At 69.5% G+C, this 13044-nt stretch carries 15 protein-coding genes; 8 read left to right on the top strand and 7 right to left on the bottom strand.

Translation table 11 applies throughout. The features are described 5' to 3' along the window. Positions 1-56: 56 nt before the first annotated feature. A complete protein-coding gene (locus tag HPO96_RS23755; RefSeq protein WP_171676129.1) occupies positions 57-713 on the top strand; it encodes a peptidylprolyl isomerase in 657 nt (218 codons plus the stop codon). 23 nt (positions 714-736) lie between these two features. Here HPO96_RS23755 and HPO96_RS23750 read toward each other — a convergent pair whose 3' ends face one another. Continuing rightward, positions 737-1699 carry an HpcH/HpaI aldolase/citrate lyase family protein gene (locus HPO96_RS23750; protein WP_171676127.1) on the bottom strand — a complete coding sequence of 321 codons (963 nt, stop codon included), beginning with the start codon at positions 1697-1699 and terminating at the stop codon, positions 737-739. 99 nt (positions 1700-1798) lie between these two features. Here HPO96_RS23750 and HPO96_RS23745 point away from each other — a divergent pair, with 99 nt between their 5' ends. The 6 genes from HPO96_RS23745 (at position 1799) to HPO96_RS23720 (ending at position 6837) form a co-directional block, all read left to right on the top strand. Further along, complete coding sequence (locus tag HPO96_RS23745; protein WP_337796780.1) at positions 1799-2305, top strand: hypothetical protein; 507 nt, start codon at positions 1799-1801, stop codon at positions 2303-2305. Positions 2306-2329: 24 nt separating this feature from the next. Continuing rightward, positions 2330-3589, top strand: coding sequence for a magnesium transporter MgtE N-terminal domain-containing protein (locus HPO96_RS23740; RefSeq protein WP_171676125.1), 1260 nt, complete (start codon positions 2330-2332; stop codon positions 3587-3589). Then, entirely contained in the window at positions 3579-4091 is a 513-nt protein-coding gene (locus HPO96_RS23735; protein ID WP_171676123.1) for a DUF1003 domain-containing protein, read from the top strand. Before HPO96_RS23740 ends, HPO96_RS23735 begins: the two co-directional genes overlap by 11 nt. 51 nt (positions 4092-4142) lie before the next feature. After that, the gene (gene htpX, locus HPO96_RS23730) at positions 4143-5045 is read left to right on the top strand and encodes a zinc metalloprotease HtpX (protein WP_171676121.1); all 903 of its coding nucleotides are present in this window, start codon (positions 4143-4145) and stop codon (positions 5043-5045) included. 3 nt (positions 5046-5048) lie between these two features. Further along, positions 5049-5612 (top strand): PspA-associated protein PspAB, encoded by a 564-nt coding sequence (gene pspAB, locus HPO96_RS23725; RefSeq protein WP_171676119.1) that lies wholly within the window; start codon positions 5049-5051, stop codon positions 5610-5612. Between the two features lie 79 nt (positions 5613-5691). Then, positions 5692-6837, top strand: coding sequence for an Mrp/NBP35 family ATP-binding protein (locus tag HPO96_RS23720; RefSeq protein WP_171676117.1), 1146 nt, complete (start codon positions 5692-5694; stop codon positions 6835-6837). A 76-nt stretch (positions 6838-6913) separates the two neighbouring features. Here HPO96_RS23720 and HPO96_RS23715 read toward each other — a convergent pair whose 3' ends face one another. The 6 genes from HPO96_RS23715 to HPO96_RS23690 all read right to left on the bottom strand — a co-directional run bounded on the left by HPO96_RS23715 (position 6914) and on the right by HPO96_RS23690 (position 11833). After that, positions 6914-7252, bottom strand: a complete 339-nt coding sequence (locus tag HPO96_RS23715) for a sec-independent translocase (protein ID WP_171676115.1) — start codon at positions 7250-7252, stop codon at positions 6914-6916. Between the two features lie 77 nt (positions 7253-7329). After that, positions 7330-8784 carry a trypsin-like peptidase domain-containing protein gene (locus HPO96_RS23710; RefSeq protein WP_171676113.1) on the bottom strand — a complete coding sequence of 485 codons (1455 nt, stop codon included), beginning with the start codon at positions 8782-8784 and terminating at the stop codon, positions 7330-7332. Between the two features lie 44 nt (positions 8785-8828). Next, positions 8829-9875 carry a transcriptional regulator gene (locus HPO96_RS23705; protein ID WP_171676111.1) on the bottom strand — a complete coding sequence of 349 codons (1047 nt, stop codon included), beginning with the start codon at positions 9873-9875 and terminating at the stop codon, positions 8829-8831. Between the two features lie 3 nt (positions 9876-9878). Beyond that, positions 9879-10490: a zf-HC2 domain-containing protein gene (locus HPO96_RS23700; RefSeq protein ID WP_171676109.1), complete on the bottom strand. Its 612-nt coding sequence runs from the start codon at positions 10488-10490 to the stop codon at positions 9879-9881. Next, complete coding sequence (gene sigE, locus HPO96_RS23695; protein WP_171676107.1) at positions 10487-11158, bottom strand: RNA polymerase sigma factor SigE; 672 nt, start codon at positions 11156-11158, stop codon at positions 10487-10489. Before sigE ends, HPO96_RS23700 begins: the two co-directional genes overlap by 4 nt. A gap of 159 nt (positions 11159-11317) precedes the next feature. Next, complete coding sequence (locus HPO96_RS23690) at positions 11318-11833, bottom strand: CGNR zinc finger domain-containing protein (RefSeq protein ID WP_337796779.1); 516 nt, start codon at positions 11831-11833, stop codon at positions 11318-11320. Between the two features lie 56 nt (positions 11834-11889). On the opposite strand from HPO96_RS23690, the gene HPO96_RS23685 reads away from it, so the two are divergent. Next, the gene (locus tag HPO96_RS23685) at positions 11890-13044 is read left to right on the top strand and encodes an MFS transporter (protein WP_171676105.1); all 1155 of its coding nucleotides are present in this window, start codon (positions 11890-11892) and stop codon (positions 13042-13044) included.

Below are 13044 nucleotides of genomic sequence, written 5' to 3'. Positions count from 1 at the left end.
ACAGCCGATTCCTTGCAAACCTCTGCACTGCGCGACGGCAGGACTACCGTGTGCCCATGAAGCGAACGTTTGCCGCTGTGATCGCGGCCACCTTGTTAGCCACGACGTTCACGACCACCGCCTCCGCCGCGCCCGTTCAGCGCCCGAAGCCGACGGTCAAGTGCGAGTTCACCCCGACGCCGGAGAACCCGGCCGCCAAGCCGGTGCGGATCCCGTCGCCGACCGCGAAGGCGCAGGGCGCCGCCGACGTGTACTTCCTGACCAACTACGGCTCGTTCGTCGTCCGGATGGACCGGGCGAACGCGCCGTGCGGCGTGCACAACTTCGTCCATCTGGTGAACAGCCGGTTCTACGACTTCACCCAGTGCTTCCGGCTGACCAACTCGGCCCGCCTCGGCGTCCTGCAGTGCGGTGACATCTACCGCCAGGAGGAGGGCGGCCCGGGCTACAAGTTCCCCGACGAGGTGACCGGCGCGGAGACCTACGAGCGCGGAACCGTTGCCTACGGCAACCAGGGGCCCGGAACCAACGGCAGCGAGTTCTTCGTCGTCCACTCGTTCGCCAAGATCGCCCCGAACTACACCGTCCTCGGCAAGGTGATCGCCGGCATGCCGACCTTCGACCGGATGGTCAAGGCCGGGATCGCCGACCCGGACCAGGACGGCCCACCGGTCCGTCCGATCCGCATCCTCAAGGTACTCACGCTGCGCTGATCCCGGCGTCCCCGCCGGAGCGGTCAGTCGGCGGGGGCCTGCCAGACGTCCGTCCGGCTCATGCCGGCGGCGCGGCCCTTGGCGGAGATGACGAGGGCCATCTTGCGGGAGGCCTCGTCGATCATCTCGTCGCCGAGCATCACCGCGCCGCGGGCGCCGCCGGCGGCCGAGGTGTAGTGGTCGTAGGCGTCGAGGATGTTCTCGGAGTGGTCGTAGTCCTCCTGGCGCGGCGAGTAGACCTCGTTCGCGGCGGCGATCTGGTCGGGGTGCAGGACCCACTTGCCGTCGAAACCGAGCGCGGCCGAGCGGCCGGCCACCCGGCGGAAGCCGTCGACGTCCTTGATCTGCAGGTACGGGCCGTCGATGGCCTGCTTGCCGTACGCGCGGGCCGCCATCAGGATCTGCATCAGGATGTAGTGATAGGCGTCGCCGACGTCGTAGCCGGGCGGCTGCTCGCCGACCACCAGCGATTTCATGTTGATCGAGGCCATGAAGTCGGCCGGGCCGAAGATGATCGTCTCGACCCGCGGCGAGGCGGCGGCGATCGCGTTCACGTTGGTCAGGCCGAGGGCGTTCTCGATCTGCGCCTCGATCCCGATCCGGCCCGGCTCGTACCCGTGCACCTTCTCCAGCTGGGTGAGCAGCAGGTCGAGCGCGACCACCTGTTCGGCGGTCTGCACCTTCGGCAGCATGATGCAGTCCAGGTTCGCGCCGGCGCCGCCGACCACCTCGATCACATCGGCGTAGGTCCACTCGGTCGTCCAGTCGTTCACCCGGACGACGCGGACCTTCTCGCCCCAGCCGCCCTCGTTGAGCGCCGCGACGATGTTCTTCCGGGCGTCGACCTTGGCGATCGGCGCGACCGAGTCCTCCAGATCGAGGAACACCTGGTCGGCGTCCAGGCCCTTCGCCTTGGCCAGGAACCGCGGGTTCGACCCCGGGGTGGCCAGACACGACCGCCTGCTGCGCAGCACCTGCTCGGACATTCGCGGGCCTCCTTGGTTACCGACCGGTCACCCCGGCAGCGTACGGCGAAACGTCCGCTGCGTGCCCGGTGACATCGCTCACTGTGACACCCTTGTGCGGTGACGGATGTGACCGAGATCGCCGCGGTGATGAAGAAGGCCGGCCTGGTCTGGCTGTCCTGGCAGGGTCGGCGCGCGGTCCCGGCTTGGTTCGCCACGGTGGACGGCCAGTACGTCGTCCTGGCGGACCGGGCTGCCAGTGCGGAGCAGCCGTTGCCCGGCCTGGCTGATGCGGGGAGCGCTGAGGTCGTCGTACCGGCGAAACCGGCGAACAACCAGCTGGCGCGGTGGACGGCGGCTGTTCGGCGGCTGGAGCCGGGGAGCGAGGAGTGGACGGCGGCTGCGCTGGTGCTGCGGACCGAGCGGCTGAATGCGGCCGGGCTCGACACTCAGCTCGATCGGTGGCGGTCCGAGGCCGACATCCTGGTGCTGGAGCCGACAGGGGCGGCCAGCGGTCTGGACGACGGATCGCCGTACGCGCCGCCGGTGGGCTCGCCTGCGACCACCCGGGGCAGGAAGCCGATCACGCTGCACCGGCGCGTCCGTCGGCGTCCGAAGTTGAGTTAGCGGCCTGCGGGTTAGCCTTCGGACATGAGCTCGCCTACGCGCGTCTATGTCTCGCGGCTGGCTGGTCTGCCGGTGTACGCGCCGAACGGCGATCAGGTCGGCAAGGTGCGCGATGTGGTCGCGATGCTGCGTCAGGGCACGCAGCCGCCGCGAGTGCTCGGTCTGGTGGTCGAGGCGTTCGCCCGGCGGCGAATCTTCGTTCCGATGACGCGAGTCACCTCAGTGGATATCGGGCATGTCATCACGACCGGTCTGGTGAACGTACGGCGTTTCGAGCAGCGGACGACCGAGGTGCTCGTACTGGCCGAAATGCTCGACCGCACTGTCACCGTCGTGGATTCCGAGACGACCGCGGTCGTCTTCGACATGGCGATGGAGCAGTGGCGGACTCGGGACTGGGTGCTCTCCAAGGTGGCCGTGCGGGAGGGGGCCAAACGGTTCCGGCGGCGCGGTCAGTCGCATGTGCTGGACTGGGCCGAGGTGAGTGGGTTCGCTCAGGTCGAGGAGGGCCAGGGCGCGACGCACATCCTGGCTGCGTTCGAGTCGATGCGCCCGGCCGACCTGGCCGCCGTACTGCACGATCTGTCGTCCAAACGGCGTAACGAGATCGCAGCAGCGCTGAACGACGAACGGCTGGCCGATGTCCTCGAAGAGCTGCCAGAAGACGACCAGGTGGAGATTCTGGCTGGTCTGGACACAGAGCGCGCTGCAGACGTGCTGGAGGAGATGTCTCCGGACGACGCGGCCGACCTGATCGCTGAGCTGCCCACGGATACAGCTGAACGGCTGCTGACGCTGATGGAGCCGGATGAGGCTGAAGACGTCCGGCGGCTGTTGACCTATGAGGAACGCACAGCCGGCGGTCTGATGACGTCGGAGCCGGTCATCCTGCCAGCTGATGCGACCGTGGCCGACGCGCTGGCCAATGTCCGTAACGCTGAGCTGAGCCCGGCGCTGGCCGCGATGATCTACGTCGTTCGGCCGCCGCTGGAGACTCCGACCGGCCGGTTCATCGGCGCGGGTCACATCCAGCGGCTGCTCCGCGAGCCGCCGTCCGAGCTGGTGTCCGCCGTACTGGACACCGATCTGGACGGGCTGCGGCCGGATGACAGCCTGCAGGCCGTGGCCAAGTACCTGGCCACCTACAACCTGGTGTCGGCGCCGGTCCTCGATGACGAAGGCCGACTGATCGGTGCGGTCACTGTCGACGACGTACTGGACCACCTGCTGCCCGAAGACTGGCGTGAGCCCGACAAGCCCGAGGAGGACCACCATGCCTCGTGACGACCGCAGTACGCGCAGCACGGCCCGCCTCGACGTACCGCGGGACTGGCGGCGGACTTTCCTGGCCCGGCCTGCGTACGACGCCGACGCGTTCGGCCGGCTCTCCGAGCGGATCGCCCGCTTCCTGGGGACAGGGCAGTTCCTGGTCTACATGACCGCGACGATCCTGTTCTGGGTCGGCTGGAACATCTTCGCGCCGGAGAGCGTCCGCTTCGATCAGTACCCGTTCATCTTCCTGACGCTGGCGCTCAGCCTGCAGGCGTCGTACGCCGCTCCGCTGATCCTGCTCGCGCAGAACCGGCAGGAAGCGCGGGACCGGGTTCAGTACGAGCGCGACCGCGATGTCGACGCCCGGAGCCGTGCGGACATGGAGTTCCTGGCTCGGGAGGTGGCGTCGCTGCGGATGGCCGTCGGCGAGGTCGCCACCCGCGACTTCCTGCGGTCCGAGCTGAAGTCGCTGCTGGCCGAGCTGGACCGGGACCGCGACAACGATCGCGTCTGAGCGGCTTTGGCCACGCGCTAATCTCGATCACAGGTTCGGAAGGAGGCCACGATGAAATCTCGGTTCGCGCCCGATCGCGGGCTGAGCCGGCGGATGCTCGTGACCAGCTTCCTGCTCGGCCTGTTGTACGTCGCGTTCGTCGCCGCGCTGATCGCGTTGACGAAGAGCGCGGTGATCGCGATCGTGATCGCCGGCGGGATGTTGTTCGTCCAGTACTTCTTCTCGGCCAAGATCGCGCTCTACGCGATGGGCGGCCGGATCGTCACGCCGGAGGAGGCGCCGCAGCTGCACGGCGCGATCGACCGGCTCTGCGCGCTGGCCGACATGCCGAAACCGCAGGTCGCGATCGCCGACGCCGACCTGCCGAACGCGTTCGCCACCGGCCGCAACCCGAACAACGCCGTCGTCTGCGTGACCACCGGGATCATGCGCCGGCTGGACGCCGATGAGCTCGAAGGCGTGCTGGCGCACGAGCTGTCGCATATCGCGCACCGCGATGTCGCGGTGATGACGATGGCGTCGTTCCTCGGCGTTCTGGCCGGGCTGATCACCCGGTTCGGGCTGTACAGCGGGCTCGGCGGCCGGAGCCGCGACCAGAACACCGCGATCATCGTGCTGACGATCATCGGCGTCTCGGCCGCGGTCTACGCGATCTCGTTCCTGCTGACCCGTGCGCTGTCCCGCTACCGCGAGCTGGCGGCGGACCGGGCCGGCGCGATCCTGACCGGCAGACCGTCGGCGCTGGCCTCCGCACTGACCAAGATCAGCGGCGACATCGCTCGAATACCGTCGCGCGACCTGCGCCAGGCGGAGGCGTTCAACGCGTTCTTCTTCGCGCCGGCCATCTCGGGCAAGGGCATCTCGCTGTCGTCGCTGTTCGCCACCCACCCGCCGCTGGAGGCCCGGCTGGACCGCCTCGGTGTGTTGTCCCGTGAGCTGGGCGAGCAGGCTTAGCGCATGGGACTCTTCGACATCCTGCTCGGCCGCAGCAAGGCTGTGCCGCCGAATCTCGACCAGCTGTTCTCGCTGCCGTCGGCTGCGATCACTCTGGAGACAGCCGCCGGCTACCGGCCGACCGGGAGCGGCTCGGTCTGTTTCAAGGCGGCCGAGGGCGGTGGGTTCTCGACGCTGCGCTCCGAGGTCGACAAGCTGCTGGCGCTCGACGACGGCAAGTTCAGCAGCACGACGGATTCGTACGGTTTCACCTGGCTGGTGCGGGAGACGACGCCGGACAACGTCGAAGGGCTCGTAACCGACCTGCACGGCGTCAACACATCGCTGGTGGACGCCGGGTTCGGTCCGGCGCTGTTGTGCACGCTGGTCGCCTTCACGAACGGGACGTCGTCCCTCGGGCTGGTCTACCTCTACAAACGCGGCTCCTGGTACCCGTTCGCGCCCGTCGGGGCAGACCGGCGCGACAACGCGACCGAGCTGCAGATCAAGTCGCTGCTCGGCTCCGATCTGCGCCTCGAGCAGGACCTGTCCCGCTGGTTCCCGATCTACGGCGCGCCCGGGCTGTAGAACTAAGGGTCACCTTGCCGGACCTACGTCACATGGACCGCGGTCGGCGGGTTTCACCGCAGCACGTAGCCTTATGGGTATGGCTCCCACTGCTGATCAGGTGACGACGGCTCTCGGTGGTGTGATCGACCCGGAGATCAAGAAACCGATCACCGAGCTCGGCATGGTCGAGTCCGTCGTCGTCCGCGAGGACGGCGTCGTCGCCGTCCGGATCCTGCTGACCGTCGCGGGCTGCCCGATGAAGGACACGCTGACCCGCGACACCAAGGCCGCGGTGAGCAAACTCGACGGCGTCACCGGGGTCGAGGTCGACCTCGGCGTGATGTCGGCCGAGCAGCGGTCGGCGTTGCAGACGCAGCTGCGCGGCGGCGTCGCCGAGAAGGAGATCCCGTTCTCCCGGGCCGACTCGCTGACCAAGGTCTTCGCGATCGCCTCCGGTAAGGGCGGCGTCGGCAAGTCCTCGGTGACGGTCAACCTCGCGGTCGCGATGGCGCGCCAGGGGCTGTCGGTCGGCGTCCTGGACGCCGATATCTACGGCCACTCGATCCCGGCCATGTTCGGCGTCGCCGACGAGCGGCCGACCGCGGTCGACGACATGATCATGCCGGTGCCCGCGCACGGCGTGAAGGTGATCTCGATCGGCATGCTGAAGCCCAAGCGCGACCAGGTGGTCGCCTGGCGCGGCCCGATCCTCGACCGCGCGCTGGTCCAGATGCTCGCGGACGTCTACTGGGGCGACCTCGACGTCCTGCTCCTCGACCTCCCGCCCGGTACCGGCGATATCGCGATCTCCGTCGGCCAGCGGCTGACCAGCGCCGAGGTCATCGTCGTCACCACCCCGCAGGAGGCGGCCGCCGAGGTCGCCGAACGGGCCGGCACGATGGCCCAGATGGTTCACCAGCGGGTGGCCGGCGTCGTCGAGAACATGTCATACCTGCCCTGCCCGCACTGCGGCCCCGAGCACCGGATCGAAATCTTCGGCACCGGCGGCGGCACCCGCGTCGCCGAAACCCTCTCCGCCCGCCTCGGCTACCCGATCCCCCTCCTCGGCGAGATCCCCCTCGACGAGCGCCTCCGCTCCGGCGGCGACCTCGGCACCCCCCTGGCCACCGCCGACCCGGAGACCCCCGCCGCCCAGGTCCTCACCGCCATCGCCACCAAACTAGGCGGCCGCCCCCGCGGCCTCCTCGGCCGCCAGCTAGGCCTCTCCCCCGCCGGCCGCTAGCAGCCAACACCACAGACGAACTGAGGGCCTCGGACAGACTGTCCGAGGCCCTCGATCGTTCAGTTCGCAGACCCGCTCAGGTGGATTCGGGGTCGTAGGGGGGCTTTTGGCCGGCGGGGAGGCGTTGGGGGGTGTCGGCGAAGTTGGCGACGGGTTTGTCGTCGTAGTCGTCGTCCGAGCCTTCGAGGAGGTGTTTGCGGACGAAGTTGCGTGGGTTGAGGTCCTGGAGCTCGAGGTCGGCGAACTCGGGGCCCAGCTCGTTGCGGAGGTCGTTCTGGGCGTTGGAGACCATGCCGCGGACCTGGCGGAGCAGGCGGCCGGCGGTGCGGGCGAACTCCGGCAACCGGTCGGGGCCGAAGACCAGGATGGCGACGATCGCGATCACGACCAGCTCGAGCGGCCCGATGCCGAACATGGGTTCACCTCACTCCTCGTACCCCGGCGCAACTGCGGGACCAGCGTAGCCGCAAGGCGGTCATACCGCCTTCCGGGTCAGCCGATCTGCTGGGCCAGGGTGACGGTCGCCGCGCGCGGACGGCCGCCGCGCTCGTAGACCAGGCTGACGCTCTCACCGGGCTGGTGGGTGCGGATGGCGACGATCAGCGCCTCGGCCGTGTCGACCGGCTGCTTGTTGATCTCGGTGACGACGTCGCCGACCCGCAGCCCGGCGCGGGCGGCGGGAGACGCGGGCGTCACCGAGCTGACCCGGGCGCCGCCCTCGAACTGCAGGTCGACATTCGCCCCGATCACCGGGTAGGTCGCCTTGCCGTTCGCGATCAGCTGCTGCGCCGTCCGCCGGGCCTGGTCGATCGGGATCGCGAACCCGAGCCCGATGCTCCCGCTCGCGCCCTCCTGCGCGCCGCGCACGGTGGCGATCGCCGAGTTCACGCCGATCACCTTCGCGTTCATGTCGACCAGCGGGCCGCCGGAGTTGCCCGGGTTGATCGCGGCGTCGGTCTGCAGCGCGTTGATGAATGAGGCCTCGTCCTTGCCGTCGCCGGTCGTCACCGGCCGGTTCTTGGCCGAGATGATGCCCGAGGTGACCGTGCCGGCCAGGCCGAGCGGCGAGCCGATCGCGACCACGTCCTGCCCGACGATCATCGCGTCCGAGCGGCCGAACTGCACCGACGGCGCGTCGATCCCGGCCACCTGGACGACGGCGAGGTCGTACGCCGGGGAGCGGCCGACCAGCCGCGCGGTCTGCGGGGCCTTGCCCTTCTGCGTGATGATCTGGATGGACCCGCCCTTGGCGGCGCCCGCGACGACGTGGTTGTTGGTCAGGATGTGCCCAGCCTTGTCGATCACGAAGCCGGAGCCGGTGGCGTCGGAGTTGTCCGCGCCCTCGACCCGCAACTGGACGACGCTCGGCAGCAAGGAGGTCGCGACCGCGGAGACCGAGCCGCTGCGGATCTTCGGATCCGCGCCCTCACCGACCGGTACGTCGGGCTGCTTGGTGATCGGACCGACGTCGTTGAACGCGATGACGGTCGCAGCAGCGCCGCCACCGGCCAGCAGGCCGACGATCAGCGCCACGACCGCGGCGATCACGATGACCCGGTTCTGGGTGTTCTTGGCCGCCGGAGCGGGCCTGTAGGCCCGCGCCTGCTGCTGATGCCAGTCCACCGGCGGAGCCGGCACGTACGACGACTGGAACGCCGGCTCACGCGTCGGCCAGGCCTGCCCCTGGTACACCGGCCGGAACGCCGGCTCCTGACCGCCGAAGCTGCGCTGGGTGACCGACCGGACCGGCCCCTGCGGCTGCGCCGGCACCGGACCGCTGCTCGGCGTACCGGGCCCGGAGGTCTGCCGGAGCGCCTGGTCACTGCCGGGCGGCGTGAGCGGCGTGCTGCCCACTCCAGGAGCAGGCGGAGTCAGCCCCGTGAGCGCCTGGTGACCAGGGTCCGCGGGGGTGCTCGAGGGTGTCGGCTCGGCGTCGTTGGTGCTCACGTGGCCGCCTCACTCGTCGTCGGGAAAACTTGATTCGAAATCGATTATCCCAGTTTCGGTGAAAGCGCACCCATCGGAGTGAGCCACGTCGCGATTTTGGCCAGCCCGGTGCCGATCCGCTGGACCGCGCTGAGCTGGACCGGGACGTCGTGCGGGAGCGCTTCGACGACCTGCCCGAGCCGGTCGGCCGGGAGGTCCCCGATGAGCGTGTAGACGATCCCTCCGGACGACCAAACGACGTACGACGGCATTCCGTATCGCACGTAGACCCCTGGGGTCGCAGTGGCGCTGAAACCGGCCACAGCGGCCGGATCGAGCGCTCCGCGCTGCTCGAACAGCGAGACGTTGAACAGGCCGTCGGAGTACGAGAACTGCAGCGAGCCGTTGGTGGTGTCCTGATGGACGTCGTACAGCTTCATCGACGCGGGCAGCTCCGGAGCGCAGACCCAGCCCTGCGCGCGCAGATCGCCGACTTTGCCGAGGCCGAGCGACTCGACGCCGTTCGGCTGCATCGGCGGCAGATGCCCGATGAACTCCGACTCGTCGATCTCGAGCTCGGTGAACACCGTCGCCCGGACCATCGTCTTGCCGTCGACGCCGAACAGCTGCCGCTGCAGCAGCAGCCCGGTGGCCTTGTCGATCCAGAACCGCGCGGCCAGGCTGGCGTCGGCGCGCTGCGCCTCGATCAGCACGGCAGCGCGCCCGATCAGGTCGGTACAGCACTTGAACGCCAGCTTGTACGTCTCCTGCAGCAGCGTGAGCGGGCCGCCGTCGATGGAGGCGTCGGTGTTCGTCACGCGCTGCACGAACGCCTTGGCGCCCGGTGAGGCGGACGAGCCGACCACGCTGATCTCGGAGCCCTGGGACGCGGCGTGCACGATGTTCAGCATCGCGGAGCTGGCGCCCTGCGGTCCCCAGGAGGTGATGATCTGGGTGCCGTGGAACGAAACCTCGTTCGGCGCGGCAGCGGCGCGCTCGAGCCAACTGACGGCCAGTGGCGCGTCGTCAGCCGGTACGGCGGTAGCGGGCAAGGGCAGGCCGATGCCGATCAGTGCGGTGCTGACCAGTACGGCGAGCCGAGGGAGGCTCACAGCTCAGCGCCCGGTGAGGGCCACCGGCTGCAGCGTCGGGCTCAACCCGGCGTAACCGCCGCCGTGGTACGCGCTCCACACCGAGACCGGGTCGGCGAACGGCGTCGTGCCCGTCGTACTCGCGTGATCGGAGGAGAAGCTCGCCACCGGCGGCTGCAGCGCGGGCGGCTGCTCCGACCGGGCCGGGTCGCCGACGACGAACGCCGTACCGAGCAGGGAGGCGACCGCGGCGGCCGAGCCGGCTGCGCCCAGCACGCCGGTGCGGCGCCGGGAACGCGGCGTACGGACGGCCCCAGGCCGGCTGGTGCCGGAGCGGGCAGCGGGGAAAGCGGAACGCTGTGGGAAGAGCGAAACGGCCGGTGTGAGCACCGGACGGATCTCTTCGCGCGGCTCGGGCGAGAACGAGGAGACACCCATCAGCCGCTGCATCAGGTCGGTTGAAGGCTCAGGAGCCTCCAGAGCGGCCATGCGGGCCTTCAGGCGGCGCTGCGCGTCCACCTCGGCACGGCAGGTGTCACACCCGACCAGATGACTCAGGACCTTGTCCCGCGAGTCGTGGTCGAGCTGGCCGTCGACGACGGCGCTGAGCTTGTCCATGGGGTGTTGGAGCGTCACTGCTGCTCACCTCCGGCCCATCCGAGCAGACCCTCCGTGGGAGGGCCGCTGACGCGGGTCTGACCGGACCGCGGGGCCCGGTGCTCCAGATGCTTACGCAACATCGACCGCCCGCGGTGGATCCGGCTCCGGACCGTGCCGAGCTTCACATCCAGCACGTCGGCGATCTCGTCGTACGTCATGCCTTCGATGTCGCAGAGCACCACAGCGGCCCGGAAGTCCTCCGGGAGCGCATCCAGGGCGTGCTGGACGTCGTGGTCGAACAGATCCGAGTCGAGCTTCTCGGCCGGGCCGACGCCCTTGGCCGGCAGCCGGTCGTGGGCGTCCTCGGGCAGGCCGTCGAAACGGATCCGCTGCTTGCGGCGGGCGCCGTCGAGGAAGAGGTTCGTGGTGATGCGGTACAGCCAGCCCTCGAACGTGCCCGGCGTGTACGACGACAGCGAGCGGAACACCCGGACGAAGACCTCCTGGGTGAGGTCCTCGGCGTCGTGCTTGTTGCCGGTCAGGCGGTAGGCCAGCCGGTAGACCCGGGCGGAGTGCGTGCGGACGATCTCGTCCCACGAGGGGAGCGTCTCGGGCACGTCCGAACGCACGGGGGCCACCGACGTGTCGAGCGGCTTCACCGCAACGCCTCCCTGGGTCCTCTCGGCAATGAGCGTGAAGGCCATGGTGCCTTGGTCACCGTCCTCTGCGCACGTCGGGAAACCCCGGGTCGGACCCTGAGTTACTACGACGACTCAACGCGGCTCTCCGACCGGAAGTTCCCGGCCTTCACCTACCAGACGCGCTGCGACCCGCAGAGGTTGAACCTCATCTCGGATCCGATCCTAGGCCCCGCCGCCGGAAGCGCGCCGGGCGCGGTGCGCCGCGACCCGCGTCCGGCCGGCGCAGGTCGGCGTACAGAACCGCCGTGGCCGCTTGGCCGCGCTGTTCACGAAAACCCGCTCACAGTCGCTCGCAGCACACTCGGCCACCGCATCCGGGCCGCGTCCGGCCAGGGTCCCGGCGAGCGCGAGCGCGGCGCCGGCGGCCAGCCAGGCTGCCCAGCTCGCATCTGGCTCCGAGACGTGCAGATGCCACGGAGTGCCGTCGTGGTCGGTCAGATACGGCTGTACGGCGTACTCGCGTAACAGCGCGTTGATCGCGACCGCCGGCTCGGGCCCGAACACAGGCCGCAGCTCCTGCGCGACTGCTCGCACTTCGACCAGGTCGCGCTCGGACAGCTCGATCGGCTCCGGCTCACCGTGCGCCACGAGCAGGGCGCGCAGAGCCGGCACCGAGGCCGGTCGCTCGTTGACCAGGTCGACGGCGATCCCCAGCATCCGTTCCGGCGCAAGCTCCACGGGAACGAGTGTAACGGGATTGTGGCAGTAACGCGTAACGCGTTAGCTTACGTTACGTGCCACTTACCTACTTCTCCGCAGCCACCCTGGCCCGACTCGGCGACGAGATGGTCGCCTTCACGCTCGTTCTGCTCGTGCTGGAGCGCACTGGGAGTTCCGCACTGGCCGGTCTGACCGGAGCGGCGTACGCGCTGCCCGCGGTGCTCAGCGGGCCGTTCCTGGGCGCCTGGCTGGACGGGACGGCGTACCGGCGGACGGCGCTCGCCGTCAACCAAGGCGTGCTGGTTGTCGTGATGCTGGCGCTCCTTGCGGATGGCCCGGCGTGGACTACTCCGCTGCTGGCTGCAGTCGCCGGAGTGACGCTGCCGATGGTCAGCGGCGGTTTCACCAGCATGCTGCCCAGTCTGGTCGCGCCTGCCCGACTGCCGCGGGCGAACTCACTGGAGGCGGCCAGCTACAGCACTGCGACCATTGCCGGCCCTGCACTGGCGGCGACGCTGACCGCAGTGCTGTCTGTCGAGGCTTCGGTCATCACCATCGCCGTCACAGCGACGGTGAGCATCGTGGCGATCAGTCGGCTGCCCAGGCTGCCAGCCGGGACTCCGGAACCGCTTCTCGGCTCAGTGGCGACCGTGCTGCGGCACCTCGCGCGCACACCGCAACTGCGCGCTTCCACGACTACGACGACACTGCTGGCAGCCGCAATGGGCATGCTGCTGATCACTCTGCCGATCCACATGGCATCGCTGAACGCACCGGAGTCCGCCGCCGGCTACCTCTGGACTGCGCTCGAAGTCGGCAGCGTCTGCACGGCGCTGCTGCTCCCCCGATTCCGACCGGCCCGGCGTCCGGAGTACCTCGTGATCGCGACGACCGCCGCCGTCGGCGTCGCACTCGGTTTCTGGCCACTCGCCGGATCGCTCACCGTGCTGCTGGTGCTTGCACTACTTACTGGCGCCATTGAAGGACCGCTGCTGCCGGCCATGTTTGCAGCCCGTCAGCAGTACAGCCCGCTCACACTGCAAGGCCGGGTAGGCACCACGGCGGCCAGCCTCCGGGTCGGCGCCGGTGCGGTCGGCCAGGTCGGCGCTGGCCTGCTCCTGGCGGCTACCGGCAGCTCGCTCGCGCTCCTGGGCGTTGCGGCCGCTCTGTTGATCGCTGCGGCGGCTGGGCTCGCAGCACTGCGCCAAGGTGACCTGGCGCGCGTGTGA

This window comes from Kribbella sandramycini (assembly GCF_013131805.1).
GTDB classification, from domain to species: Bacteria; Actinomycetota; Actinomycetes; order Propionibacteriales; family Kribbellaceae; genus Kribbella; species Kribbella sandramycini.
This window is presented reverse-complemented; position numbering and strand designations above follow the sequence as displayed.

Excerpts from the sequence above, each read along its gene's own strand:
- HPO96_RS23720 (WP_171676117.1), top strand. The coding sequence starts at position 5,692 with ATGGCTCCCACTGCTGATCAGGTGACGACGGCTCTCGGTGGTGTGATC.
- sigE (WP_171676107.1), bottom strand. The coding sequence starts at position 11,158 with ATGGCCTTCACGCTCATTGCCGAGAGGACCCAGGGAGGCGTTGCGGTG.
- HPO96_RS23715 (WP_171676115.1), bottom strand. The coding sequence starts at position 7,252 with ATGTTCGGCATCGGGCCGCTCGAGCTGGTCGTGATCGCGATCGTCGCC.
- HPO96_RS23750 (WP_171676127.1), bottom strand. The coding sequence starts at position 1,699 with ATGTCCGAGCAGGTGCTGCGCAGCAGGCGGTCGTGTCTGGCCACCCCG.
- HPO96_RS23735 (WP_171676123.1), top strand. The coding sequence starts at position 3,579 with ATGCCTCGTGACGACCGCAGTACGCGCAGCACGGCCCGCCTCGACGTA.
- htpX (WP_171676121.1), top strand. The coding sequence starts at position 4,143 with ATGAAATCTCGGTTCGCGCCCGATCGCGGGCTGAGCCGGCGGATGCTC.
- pspAB (WP_171676119.1), top strand. The coding sequence starts at position 5,049 with ATGGGACTCTTCGACATCCTGCTCGGCCGCAGCAAGGCTGTGCCGCCG.
- HPO96_RS23740 (WP_171676125.1), top strand. The coding sequence starts at position 2,330 with ATGAGCTCGCCTACGCGCGTCTATGTCTCGCGGCTGGCTGGTCTGCCG.
- HPO96_RS23755 (WP_171676129.1), top strand. The coding sequence starts at position 57 with ATGAAGCGAACGTTTGCCGCTGTGATCGCGGCCACCTTGTTAGCCACG.